The following is a 25,148-nucleotide window of genomic DNA, read 5'->3' as shown; positions in this document are numbered from 1 at the left end:
ATCAAGGGCGATTGCCGGTAGGCCATGTGAATGCACTCATCCAGCGTGTAGGTCAACTCCACCTTGCCGTCGGATATCCCCTCGTCCATCGGCAGCGCGGGAGGGGACACACATATCGACAGCGCCATGCACACTGACATACCCAGGAGAATTCGTCCGCAGAGATGTCCTCTTTTCATCTTTTTTTCATCTTTCACTAAAACCAAAGTGTTTTCATACAAAAAAATCTCAATATCTACATTCTTATACAGACTGCATCAACGCCGTTATATTGCATTGTATGTAACGGAACGTCCCTCTTTGGAGTATGTATTCGAAAGCACAAAAAAATCAACTAACCAGTTAGTTAACTCAATTCTACATTAATACACCAAATTCATTCTGTCAAGAAGTAATGATGGGGTATGATGAAAAAACGAACAGGAAGGACCGGATCAAGGGACACCAGATCTGTTCCGTCGTCGGGGAGCCTCCCCCCCGGCTCAGCCGTCACAGGTCCGGTTCGTCGTCCGGACCCACGTGGGTCAGCTCGCTGACATCGATCACCAGGCGCAGGCCGCCGCCCGCGACGCCCGCTTCCATCAGCACGCCCCGGAATGCGGCGACGTCCCCGGCCTCGATCTCCGTGGGGGCGTCCACCGAGAAAAAGAGGAGCACCATCTCCACACCGATATCCGCTTCACTGGTGTATACATGATCCCGAAGGGTAATGGCGGTCACGCCCCTTTCGGTATGCCGAAGACCTCTCATTTCCCCCTCTCCCACAATCGGCTTTCCAATCAGGTAGGTCTTCGTGTGGCGCTGAAAGCGGCCGCCGTCATACAGGAGGCTGGAGAGCTCCTCGGCAACATCGACAATCGTGAGGATTTCGTCTGAGAACGCCCGCTTGAGAAGGTAGGCGGCGACGAAAACTGCGGCAAGAAAGAGAAGGGTCGGTATGGAAAAAAGTTCCCAGGATCCCATGAGGGAGACGCCCCCGAAGGTCGTTCAGAAAAAAACGGGGGGCGGATTCACCGCGCCCCCCGGATGGTTGGTATATGATACGTTACTTCTTTTTCGGATCGAGAAAATCGGGAGAGAAAAACGGCGGGTTGGACCAGTCGTAGAATCCCTTGCCGGTCTTGACTCCCAGTTCGCCCCGATCCACCATGTCCTTGAGAGCCTGGGGGGGCTTGTCGTCCTCGTCCTTACTGTTGTTGTAATAGGACATCTCGATGTCGTAGACCACATCCAATCCCACGTAATCCATCGCGCCGAAAGGCCCCAGGGGCATCCCGGTAAAGATCATCCAGCCCCGATCCACTGATTCAATGTCGGCATGACCTCCGGCCCATATCTTCAGAGCATCCTTTTTGATGGCCCGCCAGAGGCGATTGAGGACAAAGCCCATGCATTCCTTCTTGACGATCAGGGGCATACAGTTGATATCCCGCACCCACGCCTCGACCTTGTTGAAGGTCTCGTCGGAGGTCTTCGTCCCCCGCATCAGATCAACGGCATAGGTTCTGGGAATCGGAATGTAAAAGTGCACGTTCATCACCTTGTCCATGCGCTTCACCGCCCCCTCGATCTTGGTGATCGGAATCGAGGAGCTGTTCGTGGCAAGGATGGTGTGCGGTTCGGCCAGTTCGTCCAACTGGGCGAAGACCTTTTTTTTCAGCTCAAGCTCTTCGGGGACCGCCTCGATAACCAAGTCCGCCCCCTTCAATGCGTCGGCCAGGTCTTCATGAAAGGTGATCAGCGCGTTCGCCTTTTCGGGATCACCCTCGTTCGATTGAAAGTGCATGTTGTTGTAGTTCTTCACTCCCTCCACGGCGGCATTCAGGACGTCCTTACTGACGTCGAACATGCGAACGGGGTAGCCATGTACCGCCGCCCGGGAGGCGATCTGCGTGCCCATAAATCCTGCACCAATCATCGCGATTGTTTTGATTTTTTCGCCCATGATAATCTCCTTTCAAGTCATGAGTGGACGAATACACCTTTCACATATCACACCAGAAGCGAAACCGCAACAGAATAGCGTTCCGCTGCAATTCCCCGATTACTTTACCTTCGGATCCAGGAACTCGGCCCGCGAAAATTCCGGCTCCGGCCAGGTATAAAACCCCCTGCCGGACTTCATACCAAGCTCACCCCGGTCGACCATTTCAGCGAGCCTTTTGATCTGCTCATCCTCAGCCAAACCCATCTCCTCGTAATAGGCCCGCTCGATGCCGAGAACCACATCGATGCCGATATAGTCCATGGCCCCGAAAGGGCCGGCGGGCATGCCGGTCAGCTTCATCCATCCCCGGTCGATATCTTTGTAGTCGACATAGCCCCCCGCCCACGCGGCCAGGGCGTCCTTCCTGGCCGCATGCCAGACACGGTTGACGACAAAGCCCATCGATTCCTTCAGGGCAATCAAAGGAAGGCAGTTGATGCTCCGGGACCACGCCTCGACCTTATTCACCGTCTCATCCGTGGTCTTCGTCCCCCGCATGATCTCCGTATAATTGCGCTGGGGGATGGGAGAGGCGAAATGGATGTTGACGACCTTATCCTTTCGGGATATCGCATCCTCTATCCTGGAAACCGGCAAAGATGAGCTGTTCGTGGCGATGACGGCATGGCCGGGAGCGTGCTTGTCGATCAGGGAGAATACCTTTTTCTTCACGGCGAGGTCTTCGGTCACCGCCTCGATAACCAGGTCCGCATCTTTCACCGCCCGAACGATATCGTCACAAAAATCGATCCGCAAAAGCGCATCATTCGGATCGCCGCCGCTTTCCTGAAAATATCCCTCCACATAAAACTTCACGAGGTTTCGGGCGTTTGCAAGCACATCCTGTGCTACGTCGAAAATCCGCACGGTATCTCCGAAAACGGCGGCCTGGGACGCAATCTGACACCCCATGAATCCCGCCCCCACCACGGTTGTATTGCTGATGGCATCGGTTGGCATAGTGAGTCTCCAAAAAACAGGTGAACGCGAGCCCCGTTTCCGTTGCGGACATCCGATGTCAGAACAGTATCGACGCCCGGGAATTCCATGACGTATAGAGGTGTCCGTCTTCCAAAAACACCAGAGACCTGATATTGTCTCCCTCGTTTCGCTCCTGAATGCAGTAGTCGCTGTAGGAAAACGACACCCCGTCGATATCGTATACGAAAACACCGTGGGCCAGGCTCCTGATGAGCTTCCCCTGATTTTTTGCCAGGGCGATCCCCTGATGCATCAGGTCGTCGTATACGTTCGGCGTGCCGTGCTCCTCAATCCAGCGGGCCGTCTTTTCGTCCCCGGGATTTTCCGGGACTACGATCTTCCTGAGTGTCAACTGGTGTACGGCGTGCTCTCGACAGTATGCGAGAAGCTCCGGGAAAGAGCGGGGCGTGAGAATATCCGTGATATTGACGGTGATGCGAAGGGTCATGCCCGCATCGACAATCCGGGAAAACAGCGGCGCATACTCACTAAACTGATGATCGCTGTCCATGGAGACGGCAATAACGTCGAAACCGGCGGCATACAACGAGGCGATCATGGAGCCGTCATCCCCCGCAAGGATTATGCCGTTTGTCTGCAGCTCCAGCGGCCACCCGGCGAATTCCCTTCCCAGAGCCATAAGCTCCTCCCACGCCAGAACCGGCTCACCCTTCCCGGTAAACAGCACCGAGGTCACCTCCGCGGCCCGGGCGACGTTCTTTATCTTTTCAGTATTCCTCACCATCCGGGAGTAATCGTTTTTCACATAGCCGGTCATGCGGCTAATGCAGTAGGGGCAGTTCTTGTCACATCCCCGATTCGGCACCGAGACCGACAGATTTTCCGCTTTGAGATCACGTCCCATCCGTTTTCCTCCATCCGGACGACACGACCTGTACATCCGGGATATCTTCTCTATTCATAGCACAGCCGAAAACGCCGTACAAGCCCTTTTGTATGCCGTCGCCCGCTGCCGTTTGCGGCCGACGCCTTACTCTTCCGTCGATCCGCCCCGCAACCGCCCGGGGCGCACAACCGCGTGCAAAAAGACGATTATGTCGGTGTTCGAAACTCCTCCGGCACGTATTCCGCCGCAGTTTCGTTACAGGCGGATTATTCGGTTGCCTGTTGTGTTTTCTTAGGGAACATCGCACGGCCGGCTCCCCCCCCCGGCCCCCAACGCACACGGCAGCACGCTGAAAAGGCGCCTGGACTGTGGTGTCTTGGGCGCCTTCATCGACAGAGCGGTCCCCTCCTGTCTGAGTGCGAAACTCTCGCCCCCCTCTCCCCTTCCCCTCCGCATGTACAGCCGGCCTCAGCGATCCTCCGACGCATTCTCCTTTGCGTTCCGCAGAACGCGGATGATCTTATTGTTTATGGGGGTCATCAGGCCTGGCCAGATTCGATAGCCCAGCCAGAGAGACCAGGCATCCAGACCCACCGGGATGATCCCCCGGTTCTTTCTGACACCCCGAAGGATGACGTCGACGGCCTTTTCCACGTCCATCATCGGCGGCATCTGTTGCATGTATTTCTCCCGGGTTGCCCCCACCACCTCCACACGCTGCATGATCTCCGTCCTGACGAATCCTGGGCACACCACACTTACCTTCACCCCCAGGACCCGCCCCTCACCCCGCAGAGACAGGGAAAGCCCCACTACCCCAAATTTTGTCGTGGTATACGCGGTTTCCGAACTGACGGGCACCAGGCCCGCCAGAGAGGCGGTGTTTATGATGTGCCCGAATCCCTGTTTCACCATCATGCGATACGCCGTCGTGGCGCCGTGAATCACCCCCATTAGGTTGACCTCGACGATCCTTCTCCACAAATCTCCGGTCATATCCTGGGTTTCGGCGACGATGGCGATCCCGGCGTTGTTGAAGACATAATCGATCCTACCCCGTTCACCCGCGATCCGCTCAAACAGTTCCCGTACCGCATTGCCGTCCGTTACGTCCAGACGGTGGATTTCCATCGAAACACCGTCCCGCCCGAGCCGCTCTTTCGTGTCCAAAAGCCCCTTCTCGTCGATATCCACAGCATACACCCGGGCGCCGAGAATCGCCAGTCGGCGGGCGAGTTCCCTGCCGATTCCTGACGCCGCTCCCGTGACGATTGAGGCCGAATGGGAAAAATGCGAAGCTTTTCTCATGGTGTTACGACATCCTCCCTGTGTTATTGTGTTTTAATGAGATTGATCACGGGACGGCCCCGGGAGAGATTATTCGGAGCCCCCGGTCTGTTTTTTCCAGGCCATAAGCTCCCGGATTTTCCGATGCATGACCGTCAGGGGAGTCGGTTTCTGTATGAATCCGTCTACGTCCTCGGCAAGGATATCCCCGGCCTGTCCGTTTTCACTGTATCCGGATGTTATCACCACCGTGACGTCCGGATTAACGGCTCGAAGCTGCTTGAGTACCTCGTGAGCGCTGATTCCCGGAAGCACGTAATCGAGGATAACCAGATCAATGGTCGAGCTCTTCCGCCGAAAGATATCAACGGCGCCCACACCCTCTTTTGCGACATATACTTCATACCCCTTTTCCAGCAGGTAATCGCTCCACACCTCAAGCACCATCGCTTCGTCATCCACCAGGAGTATTGTTTCGTGTCCCGTCTGATCGGGTACGTCCACATGCTTTGCCACTTCCACACTGGTCCCCTCGATGACGGGGAAATAGAGACGAAAGGTCGTCCCCTGGTTCCTTTCCGAATAGAAGGTGATGATTCCGCCATGATGTCTGACGGTGCTGTATACCGTGGCAAGCCCCATACCGGTGCCGCCCTTTTCTTCCTTCGTGCTGAAAAAAGGCTCGAATACATGCTCCTGGATGTCCCGGCTCATGCCGACACCCGTATCCGACACCGTCAGGATCACGTAATTCCCCTCATGGGCGTCAAGATGCCTCCGACAGAATTCCTCGTCCAGATAATTCTCCCTGGTTTCGATGGTCAGCGTTCCGCCGTCGGGCATGGCGTCCCGGGCGTTGATGCATAAATTCAAAAGGCATTGCTCAAGCTGTCCCGGATCACCCTCGATCAGTGCAATGTCATCCTCCAGATGAATATCAACGACTATCGACCTTTGAAACGTCCCGGACACAAGCGGCATCACCCGGTCCACCACATTATTAAGGCTGAGGGGTTTTCGGATAAAATCACCGCCCCGGGCGATGTCCAGAAGCTGTCTGGTCAGCTCAGACGCCCGCAGTGTCCCTTCGTGAATGGTGCTCAACGCCTTGAAGTCCGGATCATCCTCGCTTTTTTTCGAAAGCAGGAATTCAGCATACCCCATGATCCCCGCCAAAAGATTATTGAAATTGTGGGCCATGCCCCCAGCCAACTGCCCCACCGCTTCCATCCTCTGGGAATTGATGAGCTGCAGCTCCAGTAGTTTTCTCTCGGTAATATCCCGCAGGCTTCCCTGAAAGGCGACGACCTTCCCCTCGCGGTTCCTGATTGCGGTGGCGTTAAGCAAACACTCCAGCAGTGTATCGCCATGAGTGACAATCCGAATTTCAAAATCCTTGACGTACCCGTAGCGACTCATCAGCTCAATAGCCTTCTCTCTTTTTGCCGCCTCGGCATAGAAATCGAGGGAATTCATTGTGAGCAGTTCCTCCCGGGAATAACCGAGCAGGCGCTCGCCGGCGGGATTTATGGTCGAGATCGAACCATCGAGACCGGTGACAAAAATAACCTCCTGGGAGGATTCGAAAATATTCCTGAGCTTCTCCTCCGACTCCCTGAGGGCCTCTTCGGCCTTGACACGCTCGGTGATGTCCCGAACGAAGACCAGGTCGGCCGCAGCGCCCTGGTATTGTATCAGGCCGCCGTTAACCTCAACATGCACGGTCCTGCCGTCCTTTGTGACGAGTGATATTTCATAAAATACCGGCACGTCTTCGCCCTGCATTCGGCGATGGTAGCGGTCACTTGTCAATGCGATATCATCGGGGTGAACGTAGTCCGCGAAGGGGGTGTCCAGAAGCTCTTCCGTGGAATACCCGATTATTCTCGACATGCTTGGATTTGCGTAATTCAGAAGAGTATCCCGGATGATGAGAATGCCGTCATTGGCCCGCTCAACGACGTTTCTATATTTCTCTTCCGACTCCCTCAGAGCCTCCTCGCTCTTTTTCCGTTCGGTAATGTCACGACCGATGCCGTGAACCTCCACCACTCGCCCGTCTTTCCAGACAAACCGCTCCCTGACCTCAACCACTCTGACGTTGCCGTTTTTATGACGAAATCGGTATTCAACAGTCCCCACATCTTCACCGACAAGCTGCCTCTTGAACATCTCCTCAGCAATCTGCAGTGACTCGGGAGTCATAATGTCCCGATAGTTGATCCTGATAAAATCATCCCAGGTGTAGCCGAGCATCTTTTCAAGGGCTTTGTTGACGAAGATCGTATCCCCTGTGCCGCTCATGATGTAGACGAAATCATCGATATTCTCAACCAGTTCCCGGTAACGCTCTTCCGATTCCTGCAGGAGTTTTTGGGCCTCGTGTCGTTCAGTCACATCCCGGAGAAAACAGAGGGCCGCGGGTTTGTTCTCCCATTCGATCGATGAGAGGCTGACCTCGGCTATTACCACCTCATCGTTTTTTTTCACGCACCGAAATTCATAATGTGTCGGCGCCTCTCCACCCTCAATCTTACGGTGGTAATGGGAGGTTACCGTTTCCAGTTCATCGGGGTGAATGAATACGCCGAAATCAGCCCCCAGAAGATCGTCATCGGAATATCCCAGATTATCTCTGAATCGGCTGTTGAAGAAAACTATCCTCTTCTCCTGGACGACGACAATGCTTTCGGTGGATGTTTCCACCAGGGTTCTGTATCGCTCCTCCGAATCCATGAGTCTTTCAAGATACCGCCTTCGATCCTCCTCCAGACCCTGTTTTTCACTGATATCGATAAATACTCCCTGGATCGCATCCTCTCCCATATAGGAAACGCGGCTCGCATAGATTAAAACCGGACACAGCGTACCGTCCTGTCTGATCATGCGGACCTCGTAGCCCACCGGAGGATCTTCGCCCCGAGCCCTGGCCTGTGAGCTCTCCATAACGATCTGTCGGTCATCCTCGTGTACGTAATCGAGTATAAACCTGCCGACGATATCCTCCTCTTCGTCATACCCCAGCATCCGCATTGCCTCGGTCCCCGCATACCGAATGAAACCGTCCACATGGATAAATATCCCCACCGGCACACTGTCGGCAATGACCTTGTATTTCAACTCGCTTTCCCGAAGGGCCGCTTCCACGGCCGCCCGATCGGTCACATTGGCGATCATGATAACCGCGCCAATTTGCGATCCCGCCTTACTAAAGAGGGGTTTCCCTGAGACCTCCATCATGATGGTCATATCAGTGGTGGAAAGGTACGACACGACACGCGGGGAAAAAGGCGTTCCGTTCAATAAGGCTTTCAGGGTGTGTTTCCCCTGTTCGTCCCGTGTCACGCCGGGGAGTGAAAAGATGTTTGTCCCTACGGCGGAATCGGGAAGGTTTTCAGATGTCTCGTCGATGGCGATGGCCCGGGAGGCACGGTTTTGATACACGATCACACCGTCCATGTCGACACACACGATGCCGAGCGGGGCGTTTTCCAGAATCGCTTCGAAACGAAACATGCTGATACGCTCCCGCCCCCCGGTCAACCCAATCGTGTACCGAATCGCACGCATGAGGGTGTGGCGGTTTACGTTTCGTTTCAAGAGGTAATCGACGGCGCCGTGATCCAAGGCCGCCAGGGCGTGGTCTTCCCGGTCGTCAGACCCGTAATAGACCATCGGAATGTGCGGGAATTTTGATACCAGGTCCCGAAGATCATCGAGGCGGTCTTCCCCGGGGGATCCGCCGTTCAGAATCACCGCGTCAAAGCGCCCCTCTAAAAGCCGCTCAATCCCCTCGGTACAGGTGGGGGAGGTTTGAAGCAAAAGAGGTGTACCCGGGATTTCCGAGCATGCCTTTTGGATATGTTCGATATCTTCGGGAATGTCTGTAATAAAAAGAACGGAAAGCCGTTCGTGGGCCATACCGCCACCTTAGCTCAAAAACAGGTGATACTTAAAAAAGATAAAATGTGAATAAACATGACGGAGAAAACCACAAACATTGATTGACTGTAACATAAAACAATATTTATTTCAAACATTCGTTTCACCGGCCCATGCGAAAATGACTGTGAAAGATAAAAATAATCGTGACGGCTGGACCGGACGACGCTCTTTAAAACGAGCGGGATCGTCTTTTCCCGCCCCACGGTACGCCGATATGCTATACTGTCCGGTGATTTTCTCGACTATCCGAAAACGAGGAGCCGATTATGTATACATATTCTATGCGCCTGCGAGGACGTCACCCGGGCGAACGAATCCTTCCGTGTGCCGTCTGTGCACTGCTGATTCTTACCTGTGTGCTTCTGACACCGCATCCGACCCGCGCCGGGGAGACCGGACCGCCCCTCGGCGCCACCGTGGAATCCTTCACCATCACCCAGCCGGTGAATCATGCCGACCCGTCCGGTCCCACCTTCGATGAAGAGGTGTACGTCCTGATACCGGACGGGGCCGATATCAGCTCGCCGGTCTTTTTCATCCTGGGCTACGAGGACGACCTGGACCAGGCATATCTCATCCGGCATTACGAGAAGTACGGCTCCCCGGATGATGTCATTTTCATCACCGCCGAGCACCGGGGCTACGGACAGAGTTTGACCGACGATCCGAACCAGTCTATCCCGGCGTATGTCTCCATACCCCAGGCGTTGGCCGATTACCACCGGGCGGTGGAAATCCTCAAGGAGACCTATACCGGCCCCTGGATGGGGGTGGGATACAGCTACGGCGGGGCGCTGGTCATCAACTTCGCCCTTCTCTATCCCGGGGATGTTGAGCTCATCCTCTCCTCCAGCGGCGTGGTGGACTGGCCGTTCATGGCGTACACTTATGAGGACCAGGTGCGCACCAACTTCGGCGATAAGCTCTACGGCCGCATCGTGAAACATGTCAGCAACCTTGAGCCCACGGAGGTCTTCGACGAGACCTGGCAGGAACGGGAATTCCTCCTGGCACTGGTGTCCGGCCTGGCCCAGCTTCAGCAGTTCGAAAAATACCTCCCGCTCTTTAAGCTCCTCTCGATGCTGCCGACGCCGCTCTTTCTTTCGGCTATGCACTTCATCGACGACAACATGGCCGACGGCGCGGCGTGGGAATACGCATACTCCCGCTCGCGGCTCTCCCTCTCCCGGGAGGAGGCCGCCACCGGCCGCTATGCCTGGCGGGTCTATATGTACCAGCAGTGCGTGATATTCTTCGATTTCTGGATGTCAAAGGAAGCGGGGGGGCTTTACACCCGGAGTGTTGAGGACTACTGCGAGGAATGCGAAACGATGTTCGGCGAGGATCTTTTGAAAAATTCCGAAAACCAGTGGATGGTGAGAGACATGGTGCCGAAACTCGCAGTCCCCATGGTCTACGTCAACGGCGGCCTGGACCCCTGGGGGGACCTGTGCCTGGAGCCGGACTATCCGCTGGAAAGGGGCGTCTACCTCTACTTCCCGGACAAGAAACACTGCCCGGACAACAAGGATGTCGAAATCGGCTCCCAGGTTCTTGGGGTGATGCTCGAAATTCTCGCGGAAGAGACCGGCTCCTCCCGTTAACCGATCAGGCGCCGGCGCCCGGGACTGTGCGGTATTTCTTGAGGGCCTCGGCCATCAGGACCGCGCCGTGTATGGACGGGGAGACCGGGATGCCGTTGAGCTCGAATCCTTCGATGAGCATCCGATAGCGCTCCACATGGGGCACGTAGGCCAAAAGCGGCTTCCCCGAGAGATAGGATATCTCGCTGAGCCGGGCGCCCACATCCGATGTGACGCCGGGGATGTACGGAAGCAGCAGCATGATGATGCAGTCGATCTCGTCCCAGGTGCTGATAAACTTGGTGACCGTCACGAAATCATCGTCGACGGCGCTTCCGGTCAGGTCGAAGGGATTCGCCATCGAGGCGATGTTTCGGATGCTGGGGGAGACGGCGGAAAGCAGCTCCTCCTGCATCCTTTCGGGCATTGTCGGCACCGTCAGGCCGTGGGCGGCGCAGGTATCCACCGCCAGGGCGCCGTGGCCGCCGCTTCCGCTCACCACCGCAACGTTGCCTTTGATGGAGTTCTGGTAACAGCTCAACACCTCGCAGTAGGAAACCAGCTCCAGCTCGTCCCCTGCCTCCACCACGCCGTGCTGGGAGAGCACCCCCTGAAACACCTCGTAGTCCCCCGCCAGGGAGGCGGTGTGGGTTGAAATCGCCCGCCGCCCCGTTTCGCTCTTGCCCGCCTTCAGGACGATAACCGGTTTGGGACATCTCTTCGCCGCATCCAGAAACCGCTTCCCCTCGTCACCGTCGAATCCCTCCACGTAAAAGGCCAACACGCTCGTCTTCGGATCGTCCACCAGGTATTCCAAGAGATCGCACTCGTCCAACCCCGCCTTGTTTCCGATGCTCACAGCACGACTGACCCCCACCCCCTCCAGGGAGAATTTCACGAGCTGGTCCACCAGCACACCGCCGCTCTGGCTCACCAGGGAGACATTCCCCACCGACGGGGTGACCATGCGCTCGCCGGGGAGAAACAGGGTATTGACACACCCGGGCGAGTAAACCCCCAGGCAGTTCGGTCCCACAAACGGGAAGCCCGCATCATTCGCGATGCTCGATATCTCATCCTGAAGGTCAGTCCTTCCCGTCTCCGCGAAGCCCCCCGAGACGATCACCCCCGCCCTCGCGCGCGCGTCGATACACTCCACAAGGACCTTCGCCACGTGCTCGGCCCCCACCGCGATCACCGCCAGGTCCACCCGCTCCGGAACCTCACCGATGGATCGATAGACCGTCTCCCCCAATATGGTGCCGCCCTTCGGATTGACCGGATAGACATTCACCGGATATCTGAGGCGGTTTTTATTGTAGATGATATTCGCCGGATGACGGTCGTTCGTCAGGGATACGCCGATGACCGCCATGTGTTTCGGCTCAAAAAAACTATCGTACATTAATCCTCTCTTTTTTCGATGGGGGACTTTTTTCGGGGGAGCGTTTTCGAAAAACCAATCGGCCGATCGGCCGCCCGCCTTTCTTTCGCACCACTATATCATGTACCGTCGATGCTTTCTACATATTTTAAACCTTCGATATTATTCAAATTTTCTCGCCCAAACCAGACTTCCGCCGAAAAAAAGCCGCGACACACACATCGTCACACACCGATAAAGCATTATTACCTTATAAAACATCGATTTTATTCGGTTCGCTGTTCTCTATTCGATCCGTTCTCCCGATCATCCTGAAAAAGAAAGGCCGGCACACCACCGGCCCATAGATCTCTTTTCCCATCCCCTCATTCATCAACCTGTCCGGCGTGTCGCACACCATCTGATGATATATGGAGATGGACGACTGTCATCGTACAAAAGCAGATTCGCCTCACGGGAGAATGATGATGCCTCCCTCTGCGTCGGATATGTCGAGGCGATCAATCCGCCCAGGTCAGGCCGTCCACCGTCTCGTAGTCCATCAGCGTCTCACACCGCACCCACCCCACAAGCCCGGTGACGGTCTTGATGAGGTACCAGTCGCAGGAGTAATCGTCCGCATCTCCGTATGCATTGAGGCATGTCGGCGAGGTGTCACATGCGAGGATGATAAAATTGCTGTTGGGCATCGTGTTCGCAATCACCTCATTTCCGCTTCTCGTCCGATAGACCGGAAAGCTCTTGATCGCATGCCCCTCCACCCCGACGGCGTAGAGGTCCTGGGGAACGTGCCGCAATGTCCGTGTCGATGTATCGAGGACGTATTTATCCCTGATCTTCCAGAAGCCCATCCAGCCGTCCACGAGGACGATCCCGTTCCCGGAAAATGTGGGCCATCGCGCGAGCCTCCCCATCTCCTTCAGGGACGCCCCGTCAAAGGAGTATACCAGATATTCGTCGTCATCGCTCGGCCCCGGCGCATGAACGGCGATCTCTTTGTACACATCGGAAGCGTTGATATCGACGACGGCGAACCCGTCGGTAACGTCAAACTCAAACATCCCGACGGTTGTGACGCCGTCGACCGACAGGATAAATTCACCGAAGCTTCTCCCCGGCGCGAGTGTAATGGATTCCGGGCGCCCGTCACCGTTGAGATCCGCATTACCCGACATCACAAAGCTGGTGGGATTGGTTTGCGGTGAAAGACCTGCGGGATATGCATACGCCGCCGTCAGAATAATCACAATAAACAGGAAAAATAGTATCTTTACCGTCGTTTTCATATTCACATCCCCTTTTGCATTAGATTATAAAAAGCTGACTCTTATCAAAGTGATAAAAAAGGCCCCGGGTACTATTTATCCGTGACCTTTCTACTCAATACGATTAAAACGGCTCACAGCCATACGGCATGGGTATATTATTTGTATTATACTTTCTCCATCCGGGATTCTCCACGAGCCATACATCCCTCGTCCACGGATTCGCCTCGAGCCATGTCTCCAAGGTATCCAGATCGGTCGGCCTCCAATCATTCAGCTTCTCTATCGCCGCGAGGGTTTGCCATTCGCGGCAGTTTTTTATGTTTATAACCTCGATCTGTTCTCCCCCTCTCAGACATTCAAACAAGTCGTTGCTTCCGATCTTCCAACCCGAATAGGTGTCCTCGATCTCCCATCTCGACGCCTCGAGCTCGAGAAATGCGTTGATATAGGTCGTTATCCCCCTGAGATCCACATCGGGGCTGTTTTCATACTGATTCATGTGTACCAGCTCATGTCCGATCGACTGGACGAGGAAGGCCGGGGAACATTCGAGAAAGAGCTTTTTGCTCACCCGGAAAGTGGGCTTTTGACCCTCCATTTCCGGTTGTTCAAGCTTTGCCCAAAACGACAGGTCGCCCTCCTCAATGATGATGTTGAAATCGGTCGATTTGTAGGGAGCGTAAAAGTTATTGATAATGCTTGACGCCAGCGTCAGGAATGCGATGTCCCCTACCGGAACCGGGCCCTTGAAAAAGAGCGCCTGATTGTACATGCTCTTGAAAACATCGTACCCGCTGATGTTTTTCAGGCCCTCGCACTCCGCCGAGAGAAAACAGCCCGTGCACCCGAGCCTCCGGTGCGTATCGTCCAGGAGACAATCCCTCGGCGTCTCATACCTCTTGTCCGTGCAATTATTGTAGATGTCATCCGCGACCGCATCAGGACTTCCGGGCGTGAGATCAATGCCGAACTCCTCGTCCTGGGCGTCGCCTCCGTCATCGCTGAGGTCCAATCCCCATTCGTCGTCCTGAACGGCCGCCTTTCCCGATTCGGATTGCGGACGAGCGGTATGTGTCTGCAAAAGCAGGAGAACGAACACCATGATCAGGATCAGAACAATTCCGGTCGATGATCTAGTGAAAGACATTTTCATCACACATACTCCAGATAACCGCTGAAAAAGCGGGCGATGTCTATTCCCCCATCGGGGGCATCGGTATCCCGCCGGATATATTACCGCCCGTCATCAACCTGTATCATAAGATACTTTTCTCTTACAGAACGTGCTTCTATGATGACTTCCCGCTCTTTACTTTCACGCTCCACTTTGGTGTACGTACATATAAATCAACCGCTCAATGGCAGGGTTAATTATGGAAATTTTATCAAAAACAAGGGCTCAGTTCAAGTCCGATGAAATGCCGAAAAATGAGAGGAAACAATCACCACCTCTTCCCGACAACCGATGAGATGTATACATGCCTCGATTAAAAGGGGAATATGATCCGACGTGACGTCTCCCGCGCTTCCCGTACGGATATATAGGAGAAGGCCGGAGAAGCTAACAAGTCAAAGAGTTGAGATGGTCTGGGAATCTTTCTCAACGAAAAGACATGAGAGTCTCACATTCCTATGGCGGCACAAAGAAGACCGAAACCGGATGCGGACCTATTGATCATCGGCGGCAGTGCCGGCGGGGATATATTTGTCGAGATGTCCCGGATCGCGTCGACGCCCGAGAACTCGGGCAACTTCTTTATAGGAATTATTGCGAAGATTATAAGTGAAATACCGCCTAAAGCAACCAGAACGCACCAAGCGCTGCAGTGACGATGGAGCCCACAATCATCAGCGATAAACATCCACCGGATCGAGGAAAGAGTGGAACTCCATTTTTTTCCGTCGCCGGTCCGGATTGTATACCTTTTCTTCTTCTCCTTTTTTCTCTGTGTTCCAGCATTTTTTTACCCGACTCAAACTCCTCCGGCGTCAGAACTCCTTGTTCCAATAGGTCTTTCAGCTCCTGCATTTGCGAAGCAAAATCTCTCTCTTCATGTGCCATCTCGCTCTTCTCCATGAATACATGCGGATAGGACCTTCTATCTATCACGGTTATTGAGACAATACTACGAAAATGACTCGCTGACTATGTCCAAAAAATGAGTTCTTTTTAAGAGTGAGAGTATTACGTAAAATGGATTCAGAAGGGAGTGTACGGTAAGGCTGAATCATCATTTCCATCCAATCTAAACCGACTTCACACCTAACGAACAGGATTTTACTTGGGAAATGAGCACTCATACTCAAAACAAGGACCTACATATCCTCGTAGGTCCTTGTTGTTATCTCGGTAGCGGGGCTAGGATGAGAACCCGTAACCTTCAAGGTGTGAGTTTTACGAGCCGCCTCACCACTCAAATGCCGTATACCTTTAGATTCCATGAAAATCCGGGGCTTCCAGTGCACACCGAATCAACTCCATCACGGCAAAATTTATTACGAAAACACAGGATGTCAGCCCCATATACCGTCCGTTTCAAGAAATATCCAGGGCGGTATCGACCCTTCTACAGGATCTTTTCGGTAGCTTTCTCCGCGACCTCCCCTGCAGCCTCCCCCTTGATGCCCAGGATCCTATCGCCGACGGAGCTGCTCATAATCCCCATCAGAATTCCTGAGATAATATATTCCACCAAGAGGTAGAATGCAGAGAATATCGAAAGCTCCGGCATGTCGAGAAAGCTCATTGCGATGGCGATTGCCATGGCGCTGTTATGAAGTCCCACCTCTATCGAGAGGGTCAGAACATGTTTTCTTGGAAAACGGACGGCGCTCGCCACCGTCATGCCCATAATGCCGCTCAACAGGCACAGGGCGACGGCGAGCAGTGTCATCTCATCGTAATGCTCGGTGATCAAGGCCCGCTCGTTTATGCATACTATCGTGGCAATGGTGGCCAGAAACGCGATCGTCCCCCTTCTTACCCACTTCTCCGATTTTTTCGCGAAATCGGGCAGCTTCTGCTTTGTCAACATGCCGAGGATAATCGGCGGGATGGTGATAGCCAAAATTCCCAGTGAAAGCTTCCACACCCTTACTTGGGCCGCTGCTTCCGCCCCCAGAAAATGCCCCAGGGAAAGCGTCACCACGATCGGGATCGTCACAACGGTAATGAAGCTGTTGACGGCCGTCAGGCTCACCGAAAGGGCCGCGTCCCCCTTCGAGACGAACGACACCAGGTTCGTGATGGCCCCTCCGGGACTGGAGCTCAGAAGCATTACGGACATTGCCATAACGGGATTCAGGTGTAACGCATAGCAGAACATAAAACCGAGAATCGGAAGGCCGACAATCTGAAGGGCGATCCCTGTCGACATCACCTTCGGATTTGTCCACACCCTCCTGAAATCGACAACAGTCAACGAAAGCCCCAGGCCGTACATAATAATCACGATGCCCAGAGGCATGATGATCTTGTTAAAAATCGACGCTTCCATGTTTATTTCTCCTTTACGGGACCTACCTTACCGACATCACCAGACAAAAAACGCCGGCCCCCGCCACAAAAGAGAGGCTTTCGCATCATCAGAGAAGAAGCTCCCGCGTCCCGTGCGAAAGCCGGCACATTTGATTTTGTGTTGTTCTCCGTCATATATGTTTCATCATCGCCATGGCCTTCGAGCCGGGACCGATGACCTCGGGATCGGTCATGACGTTGACACACGCAGAGACCCCGCACGCGAACGCCTTCTCCAGCGTCGGGCGGATGTCCTCTGCCTTCTCCACCAAAAATCCCTTACCTCCCAACGCTTCCACCACCTCATGATACGGCACAGAGCCGATCTCCACTGTTCCGGGGACATACTCTCCGAATTCGTCCATCATGCTGTTGGACGTCATGCCCCACTTCCGGTTGTTGTCGATGACCACGACGATCGGGAGCTTTTTCCTGAGGGATGTCTCGAACTCCATGAAGTTGAAGCCGAGCGCCCCGTCACCTGTATAGACGATAACCCTCCGATCCGGTTGTGCGAGCTTGGCGGCCAGTCCATAGGGCAGGCCTACACCCAGGCATCCAAAAAGGCCCGTATCCAGGACATTCATCTCTCTCCTGCAGGTTCGTGTGGCTATGACCCAGGAATACGCATCGCCGCCGTCGGAGATGATGATATCGTCGTCACGATCCATGAAGGCATCAACCTCTCGGACCAGCACGCCGGGGTTGATGGGCACATCATCGAAGACAAGCTCCTTTTCAGCAATCTCTTTCTGCTCCCGATGGGTCACATTCAGCGTCTTGACCCAGTCACCGAAGCGGGCCTTCAGATCATCGCCGATGCCCCTCTGCGAGACGACGGCCTTGCATTCCGTGAGCAGCGCCCGGGCGTCTGCGATGATGGGGAGATCGATGACCTTGTTTCGTCCGATCTCCTCCGCCTCTATGTCCACCTGAACGACTTTCGCATCCTTGTTGAAAAAAGCGCCGTTAGCGGTATACATACACAGGCGGGTGCCCAGCAAGATAACCAGGTCCGATCCCGTAACGGCCGTGGCGGCGCATCCCGGGGTTGTCGGGACGGATGTGCCGAAGCAGAGCGGATGGGTGTCCGAAATGATCCCCCGTCCCATCTTCAGGGTGAACGCCGGGATCCCGACCTGGTCGACGAAGGCGGTCAGCTCATCCCCGGCCCCGGAATAATAGGCGCCGCTGCCGGCGATGATGATCGGCTTTTTCGAGGACTCGATCATCTCCACAAGCTTTTCAGCGTCGTGTGCGTCCACGGGCCTGGATGTGATATCGGCGCCGGTCCACGTCACCCGATCCATATCGACGGGAGCGGTGAGCACATCGATGGGCAGCTCCAGGAATACCGGGCCGGGACATCCTCCCGTGGCATAGCGTAAGGCCATGTCGATGTATTCCGGTATCCGCTCAGCCTTCCGGCAGACCAGCGACTTTTTCACGACGGACCTGATGATCGGCTCCTGGTGCATATCCTGAAGCCCCAGGCGCTCCGGGGACTTCGCCCCGTGGGCCCCGGCGATCAGCACCACCGGCGCGTTGGTCAATTGTGCGTTCACCATGGCCGAGATGGTATTGGTAAAACCGGGGCCGAACGTCACCAGCACAATGCCGGGATTGCCGGTGATGCGGGCGTATGCCTCCGCCATGAAGGCGGCCGCCTGCTCGTGCCTGGCGGTGACGACCTCGATCGACGCCTTGTGTGCGGCGTACTGCACCGGGCTGATGCTCTCCCCCGGCACCCCGAATATGTATTTCACCCCCGCCCTGGCAAACGATTCTCCTATCAGGGTCCACCCCTCATGGGGTTCTTGATTCTTACTCGCACTCATCTTTCACCTCATCCTTTCTGTTATTCCGACTACAGGGGCTATAACAGCCCCTCCTGCTTGAGCCACTCGTACGAATCGGACACCATCATCCTGATGGATGTCGTCGAAAATCCGAGCTCCTTGACGGCCTTGGAGTTGTCGCAGGAGAGCCGTCCCACCAACCGCATATACTTCGGATAGCTCAGGAAGGGCTCCTTGCCGTCGATCAGCGATTTTATTGACGATCCACAGACCGCGATTCTCAGCTTGAACTTGGATATGTCTTTCAGGGGAAGGTCCACGCCCGTCACCGCGAGGATTTCCGCGATCACCTCCTTGAAGCTCGCCTCGACGCCTCCGAGGAGATAATTCTCTCCCGTTCGCCCCTTATCGACGGCGGTCACATGCGCCCGGGCGACATCTTTCACGTGGGCGAACGTCCCCACGCCCGGAGGGGCGCCGGGCAATCGATTCTTCGCAACATTTATGATGAGCTGGGACCAGTTGGCGGTGTCATAGGGTCCCATGATGTTGCAGGGATTGACCATGACGGCATCAAGCCCCTCTTTCACCAACCGTCTGACCTCCTCTTCCGCCAGATATTTCGTCTTGTGGTAGTTTATCCCGCAGGTGAGGGCGTTGGAGGGGGTCGTCTCACTGAACCGCTCGGCGTGATAGCCGAAGGCCGAGCTAGAGGAGGTAACCACCACCCGGCCCGCCCCCCGCTCCATCGCCGCCCTGCACACATTGGCCGTGCCGTTGACATTTATGTTATACTGCCTGTCGGCGAGCTTGGGCCACGTGGTGGTGTCCCCCGCCAGGTGAAAGACCGCATCCAGATCCTTCGGCATCGCGCCCGTCAATCCCAGGTAGTCGAGGATGTTGCCTGCGACCGGTTTCACATCGTACCGGGAGAGATACGAAAGATCCTCCCCGGAAAGATGAAGGGCGACGACGTCCCAGCCCTCCGATGCGAGAATTTCAACCAGGTTCAGACCGACGAATCCGGTGGCGCCGGTAACAAATGCCCGCTTCATATCCACACACTCCTTTCGTCGATGAGAATATACACTCGGATGTTTCGTGGGCGAACATCAGACCGAGACAACAGGCGCGGAAACACCCTGTGCCTATCCGTATTGAATTGGGATAATTATAGGAAGTGATGGAGGGGTGGTCATTAACCTAGGTTAATGATCGTTCTTTTTTATTTCGCCCCGGATGCGGCTCAATGAAACGGGCGAGATGCCCAGGTACTCTGCGATATAATACTGAGGGAGGATTTCTTCGAGCTCAGGGTAACTTTCCCGAAACCGTTCGTAGCGGGTGCGCGCGTCTTCTGTCAAAAAGGATCGCTCCCGGTCCTCCTTTTCGATGAAGAGACGCACCATGTATTCCTTGACGACCTTTTCCCAGCAGGGGTCGGAGAGTTTCTTCATATCCTCAAGAGGGACACATATCAGCTCGGCGTCGGTGAGGGCCTGGATCGAATACCAGCTTTCCCGGTTCTCCACAAACGGCGAATACGCCGAGAGAAACTGCCCTTTCATACGAAAGGACAGAATTTTTTCGTCTCCCGACTCGGTGATGCAGAAGACGCGAAAGATCCCGTTGAAGATGACGCCCATGCGGTCCGGCAGATCGCCCTGGCGGACGAAGAAGCCGTTCTTTTCCAGTGTGAGGCTCTCGAGACGGTCGGCCAACTTGCGCCACTCTGCTTCGGGGATGTCGGCGTATTCCTCCAATACGCTCAGTACAAATAATTTTCTGGATTCATCCATGGGTCATTCCCGGCCGATATACCAGTATAATATTGTTCCCAAACAGAATCGGCTGATACGTTATCGTGGTGATGTATGTTCACCGATCCGCCCTATTCCAAAAGAGGGATTCGTGTGGTTATTTATAGCCTTTGGTCAAAAAGCCGATGAGCATGACAACACGGAATGAGTGGTCATGACTCAGAGAAAATTCCGAAAGAATCTCTTTTTTAGATATACCAGATCGTTTCAAACCGTTTTTTATACTACCATTCTTCATTGGAAATTACATCGTTTAAAAATACAGTATTCACGAGTACATGAAAATCGAGAATTCACAAAATCGAGACCGTTATTCATCTTTTCACATATCGTATCAGTAACTCTCGGATTATTGCTACAATAGTTTTTTCTCCATTTTCCAAGCCGTTTTTTATCTTTCAGTTTTTTTGTCTTTCCGCGCAAAACCTTCACGACCGAGCCCCCCATCCATGAGTTCATCGATACGATAAAAAAAGAGATGTTCCTGATTCCGATACTCAACGATCCCGGCGTCGTTTATGAGTGAAATCTGTTGACTTCTCTTTTCTGCGGATATATAGTAATAGGCCGAATAAACTAGAAGGTTGAAGATTCTAGTAAGTCTAAAGGTCTTTTTTGACGCAAAGACGTGAGGACCTCACATTCCGGAGTCGACACAGAGGGGGCGAAAAATCGTTTATGGACAGAGATTACCCGATACTGAATGCGGACTTGTTGATCATCGGCGGCGGCAGCGCCGGCGCCATGGCCGCGGTAAGGGCGAAAAACGTCAAGCCCGATCAGAAGGTGGTCGTCTTCGAGAAGGGGGACATCAAGTACTCCGGCTGCATCGCCCGGGGGATGGACGCCCTCAATATCGTCGCGGTCCCCGGCGTCTCCGACCCGGACCTCTACGTGGAGTCAAACCGGATGGCCTGCGAGGGCATCATGGACGAGCCGGTAAACTATAAACTTGCCGAGCGGAGCTGGGAGCTCCTGCAGCGCCTTGAGGCGTGGAACGTCTGCTTCCCGAAGGATGAAAAGGGGAATTACGAGATCCTCCAGGTGCACCCCAAGGGGAGATTCTGCCTGACGATGATGGAGCCCGAGCTGAAGACCATCCTGGCCCGCAAGGTCGAGGAGTCGGGGGCCAAGGTCGTCAACCGGATAATGGCGGTCAGGCTCCTGAAGGACGGGGACCGCGTGGCGGGGGCGATCGGGATGAACGTCAGGACCGGCGAGATCATCGTCTGCCGGGCGAAGGCCACGATCATCAGTTCCGGCGGAACGGCGCGGTTCGGCCTTCCGGACAACGGGCACCTCTACGGCGTGTATGACTTCCCGGGAAACACCGGCGACGGCTACATCCTGGCGTACGGGGCCGGGGCCGAGCTGAGCGGATTCGAGTACACCCTGGTCTACTACATCGTCAAGGATATAAACGCGCCGCTTCTCTACATCACCCTCACCCGGGGGGCGAGGCTCTTCAACGCGCTGAACGAGCCACAGGACAAGGAGCACCCCTCCATCCGCTCCATGTACAAGGAGCACCTCCTGATGAACCGGGGGCCTCTTCGCATAGAGATGAGCCACCTGCCGGAGGAGAAGATCAGGGAGATAGAGGAGATACTCTTTACCACCGAGCGGCCCGCCTGCGAGCGGTTCTACGAGGGGAGGGACGTCGATTTTCGCAAAAAAGAGATCGAGCTCTGGCCCACCGAGTGCTTCCTGTGCGGGGGGCACGGCCTCACCGGCGTTCGCGTGAACGAGCGGGCCGAGACGAGCGTCCCGGGTCTTTTCGCCGCGGGGGATACCTCCCTCGTGGCGAGGGGGCACCTCTCGGGGGCCTTCGTCTTCGGCGAGATAGCGGCGGAGTCCGCCACGGAGCTGGCCGAAAAAGGCGGGGATGTCGACCCCGACCTCGGCCAGGTGGAGGATTTTATCGCAGAGATGGAAAAAAAGATGTCCCAAAAGAAAAACCCGGTCTCTATCGAGGAATTTGAGTACAAGGTCAGGCGGATCATCAACGATTACATTGTCCCGCCGAAAAACGAATACAAGCTGGGCCGCGCCGTCTGGTGGATGGACCGCTTCCGAAGAGAGCTTACAGAAGTGGTTCGGGTGAAGGACGTCCACGATCTCTTCAAGGTCTTCGAGGTGGAGAACATCATCCAGTGCGCGAAGATGAGCGCCGCCGCCTCCCTCGAGCGAAAAGAGAGCCGCTGGATCCCCTGGCACTACCGGGTCGACTACCCGGAGACGAACGATACAGAGTGGCTGAAGCACATCGTCCTAACCAGGGGAGACGCGATGGAGGATATAAAAATCACCCACGCACCGATCATACGGATGGAGAGGGGGGCGAAAAAATGAGCGTCAATTTCCTGGAGGGCCTTTCCGACAACATCGTCGTCGACACAGACAAGTGTATCTACTGCGGCATCTGCGTTGAGACCTGCATCCTAGACAACCTCAGGATGAAGCTCTCCCCCTGCCGGAACGCCTGTCCCCTGGGGGTCAACTGCCAGGGGTATATTCAGCTCATCGCCCGGGGAGAGGAAAAACGGGCCCTCGATCTCGTCCGGGAGACGCTTCCCTTCCCCGGCATCCTCGGCCGCATCTGTTCCCGGCCCTGCGAGGACGCCTGCCACCGAAAAGAGACGGAGGGGGAGGCGGTCGCGGTCAGGGAGCTGAAGCGCTATCTCAGCGAGCTGGAGGGGGACGATGATTTCACCCCAGCGGTGGAGGCTGAGACGGGCAAGAAGGTCGCCGTCGTCGGCTCGGGCCCCGCTGGGCTCATGGCGGCGTTCGAGTTGAGAAAGAGGGGGCATGCGGTCACCGTCTTCGAGGAGGAAGCCGCCCCCGGCGGGATGCTCCGGTGGGCGATACCGGAGTTTCGCCTCCCCCTCGACATTCTCCAGCGGGATATATCGGTCCTCGACCGCATGGGGGTGACCATCCTCTGCGGAAAGGCCGTGGGAAATGACATTCCCATGGGCGAGGTTCGAACATCCCATGACGCCGTCATCATCACCACGGGGTGTACCAAAAGCGTCACGATGGAGGGTCTTGAGAAGATCGACGGTCTTTTCTACGGCCTTTCGTTCCTGAAAGCTGTGCGGTCCGGCACGCCTCCGGAGGTCGGGAAAACGGTCGTCGTTATCGGCGGAGGCAACGTGGCGGTTGACGCCGCCCAGACGGCCCTGCGGCTCGGGGCTGGTGAGGTGACGATGGTCTGCCTCGAAGCGGAGGGGGACATGCCCGCCTTCCCCTGGGCGCTGGAGGACGCCCGGACGGAGGGGGTCACATTCCAGCCCTCCTGGGGAAATGTGAGCCTCACAACGGAAAACGACCGGATTACGGGGGTGGCGTTTCAGCGGTGTCTCGAGGTATATTGCGCCGACGGAATCTTCAACCCGGCCTTCGATTCATGCGAGACGCTGACCCTTGCTGCGGATACCGTCATCATCGCCATCGGCCAGAGGCCCGACGACGCGGCACTTGTCTCCGCCGGTCTTGACATGAAAAAGGTACAGGACATCGATCCGTTGACCCTCCAGGCCGACTCCGAGAATATTTTTATCGCCGGCGACGTCGTCACCGGCCCCTCGTCGGCCGTCGAGGCGATGGCCCAGGGGCTTGAGGCGGCGGAATCGGTCGACAGATACCTGAAGGGAAAGCACCTGCGGTTCGGCCGCTCCTACGCCGGCCCGGTCGTCACCGAGTTCGATATAGATACAAGCAGGGGAAGCGACTCCCCCCGGGTCAGGACCGCAAAGAGGAAGTACACCGGAACGGGCGATTTTTCCGAGATCGAGGTCACGCTCACGCAAGACGAGGCGAGACGGGAGGCGAAGCGGTGCTACTGTTGCGGCGAGCCCTTCGGGAAGCACCGGTCGTGCTGGTTCTGCCTCGCCTGCGAGGTCGAGTGTCCCGAAGAGGCGATATGGATCGATATTCCCTATCTCTTGAGATAGCTCTCTCTCGACCAACGGGGTCGAAATCCTTCGCAAAACGGTATAAGAACCACGCGTCGACATGCCGCCTCGTCGGCTTGTACCCTCACACACGACAGGTCGGCTTACAAAAAAAATCTAAAACAGACGCTTTCCCTTTTTTAAAAGAAACACTTAACAAATTCAAATTAATTTGCGGTAGTCACGTATTGCGTTGACAATTCGTCTTTCAACAAGATATATTTACTTCATTATTCTATGGTTTAATCTGTTGCTTTTCCAGCCACTAACCTTCGAGACAACATCAAGTAATCTCGGTAGGTCTTTAGACACATATTTAATGATAGTTATCGATACGCGGAGAGATATGAAGAATCCAAATATAAGTAGTGAGTGTGTTGGGGAATAATAATGAAAAACATGAAGATATTTTTATTAAGGACGCTCATCCTCAGTACCTTTCTCCTTTCTATTTCACTCCTTTCATGTACCGAGACAAAAACCATGAACGGGGAAGAAAAAAACATCAAAGGGGAAGAACTCTTCAAGTTTGAGACACGTGATGATATATGCTCTTCCCCCGCTGTGGTTAAGGATGTGGTCTATTTCGGGAGTAATGATGATCACCTCTACGCCTTAGACGCGAAAACGGGGGATGTAAAATGGTATATAAATCCTGAAGATTGGGTAGACTCCTCCCCCTATGTGGTGGATGGTATCGTCTATTTCGGTTGTAGAGATTGGAATCTTTACGCCGTGGACGTAAAAACAGGACAGAAAAAGTGGCGGTTTTTT

General features: G+C 55.0%; 18 protein-coding genes. 4 read left to right on the top strand and 14 right to left on the bottom strand.

The window, feature by feature from the left end; genetic code table 11:
• Positions 1-489: 489 nt before the first annotated feature.
• From JW885_07000 to JW885_06975, 6 genes are all read right to left on the bottom strand, one after another.
• Entirely contained in the window at positions 490-963 is a 474-nt protein-coding gene (locus JW885_07000) for a hypothetical protein (GenBank protein MBN1881905.1), read from the bottom strand.
• Positions 964-1,045: 82 nt separating this feature from the next.
• The gene (locus JW885_06995; protein MBN1881904.1) at positions 1,046-1,945 is read right to left on the bottom strand and encodes a 3-hydroxyacyl-CoA dehydrogenase family protein; all 900 of its coding nucleotides are present in this window, start codon (positions 1,943-1,945) and stop codon (positions 1,046-1,048) included.
• Between the two features lie 99 nt (positions 1,946-2,044).
• Positions 2,045-2,947, bottom strand: a complete 903-nt coding sequence (locus JW885_06990; GenBank protein MBN1881903.1) for a 3-hydroxyacyl-CoA dehydrogenase family protein — start codon at positions 2,945-2,947, stop codon at positions 2,045-2,047.
• Between the two features lie 58 nt (positions 2,948-3,005).
• Entirely contained in the window at positions 3,006-3,833 is an 828-nt protein-coding gene (locus JW885_06985; GenBank protein MBN1881902.1) for a radical SAM protein, read from the bottom strand.
• A 450-nt stretch (positions 3,834-4,283) separates the two neighbouring features.
• On the bottom strand, positions 4,284-5,123 hold the full coding sequence (locus JW885_06980; protein MBN1881901.1) for an SDR family NAD(P)-dependent oxidoreductase: 840 nt from the start codon (positions 5,121-5,123) through the stop codon (positions 4,284-4,286).
• Between the two features lie 69 nt (positions 5,124-5,192).
• Positions 5,193-9,023 carry a PAS domain S-box protein gene (locus tag JW885_06975; protein MBN1881900.1) on the bottom strand — a complete coding sequence of 1,277 codons (3,831 nt, stop codon included), beginning with the start codon at positions 9,021-9,023 and terminating at the stop codon, positions 5,193-5,195.
• 290 nt (positions 9,024-9,313) lie between these two features.
• Here JW885_06975 and JW885_06970 point away from each other — a divergent pair, with 290 nt between their 5' ends.
• A complete protein-coding gene (locus JW885_06970; protein ID MBN1881899.1) occupies positions 9,314-10,651 on the top strand; it encodes a hypothetical protein in 1,338 nt (445 codons plus the stop codon).
• Between the two features lie 4 nt (positions 10,652-10,655).
• On the opposite strand, the gene JW885_06965 is transcribed toward JW885_06970, so the two are convergent.
• The 8 genes from JW885_06965 to JW885_06930 all read right to left on the bottom strand — a co-directional run bounded on the left by JW885_06965 (position 10,656) and on the right by JW885_06930 (position 20,397).
• A complete protein-coding gene (locus JW885_06965; GenBank protein MBN1881898.1) occupies positions 10,656-12,035 on the bottom strand; it encodes a CoA-binding protein in 1,380 nt (459 codons plus the stop codon).
• Positions 12,036-12,514: 479 nt separating this feature from the next.
• Positions 12,515-13,300 carry a hypothetical protein gene (locus JW885_06960; protein MBN1881897.1) on the bottom strand — a complete coding sequence of 262 codons (786 nt, stop codon included), beginning with the start codon at positions 13,298-13,300 and terminating at the stop codon, positions 12,515-12,517.
• Between the two features lie 103 nt (positions 13,301-13,403).
• Positions 13,404-14,429 (bottom strand): hypothetical protein, encoded by a 1,026-nt coding sequence (locus JW885_06955; GenBank protein ID MBN1881896.1) that lies wholly within the window; start codon positions 14,427-14,429, stop codon positions 13,404-13,406.
• Between the two features lie 648 nt (positions 14,430-15,077).
• Positions 15,078-15,344 carry an SHOCT domain-containing protein gene (locus JW885_06950; GenBank protein ID MBN1881895.1) on the bottom strand — a complete coding sequence of 89 codons (267 nt, stop codon included), beginning with the start codon at positions 15,342-15,344 and terminating at the stop codon, positions 15,078-15,080.
• Positions 15,345-15,849: 505 nt separating this feature from the next.
• Positions 15,850-16,779, bottom strand: a complete 930-nt coding sequence (locus JW885_06945) for a bile acid:sodium symporter family protein (GenBank protein MBN1881894.1) — start codon at positions 16,777-16,779, stop codon at positions 15,850-15,852.
• Between the two features lie 151 nt (positions 16,780-16,930).
• Positions 16,931-18,637, bottom strand: a complete 1,707-nt coding sequence (locus JW885_06940) for a thiamine pyrophosphate-binding protein (protein MBN1881893.1) — start codon at positions 18,635-18,637, stop codon at positions 16,931-16,933.
• A 38-nt stretch (positions 18,638-18,675) separates the two neighbouring features.
• Positions 18,676-19,653, bottom strand: coding sequence for an NAD-dependent epimerase/dehydratase family protein (locus JW885_06935; protein MBN1881892.1), 978 nt, complete (start codon positions 19,651-19,653; stop codon positions 18,676-18,678).
• A gap of 153 nt (positions 19,654-19,806) precedes the next feature.
• Positions 19,807-20,397: a Crp/Fnr family transcriptional regulator gene (locus JW885_06930; GenBank protein MBN1881891.1), complete on the bottom strand. Its 591-nt coding sequence runs from the start codon at positions 20,395-20,397 to the stop codon at positions 19,807-19,809.
• 699 nt (positions 20,398-21,096) lie between these two features.
• On the opposite strand from JW885_06930, the gene JW885_06925 reads away from it, so the two are divergent.
• The 3 genes from JW885_06925 to JW885_06915 form a co-directional block, all read left to right on the top strand.
• Positions 21,097-22,770 (top strand): FAD-binding protein, encoded by a 1,674-nt coding sequence (locus tag JW885_06925; protein MBN1881890.1) that lies wholly within the window; start codon positions 21,097-21,099, stop codon positions 22,768-22,770.
• Entirely contained in the window at positions 22,767-24,374 is a 1,608-nt protein-coding gene (locus JW885_06920; protein MBN1881889.1) for an FAD-dependent oxidoreductase, read from the top strand. Before JW885_06925 ends, JW885_06920 begins: the two co-directional genes overlap by 4 nt.
• Before the next feature lie 390 nt (positions 24,375-24,764).
• The coding region (locus tag JW885_06915) for a PQQ-like beta-propeller repeat protein (protein MBN1881888.1) at positions 24,765-25,148 on the top strand (384 nt) is incomplete at its 3' end.

The sequence above is a fragment of the Candidatus Zymogenaceae bacterium genome (assembly GCA_016931225.1).
Lineage (GTDB): Bacteria > Desulfobacterota > Zymogenia > Zymogenales > Zymogenaceae > JAFGFE01.
Note: the sequence above shows the minus strand (reverse complement) of the source record. Positions and strands in the feature narration are given on the sequence as shown.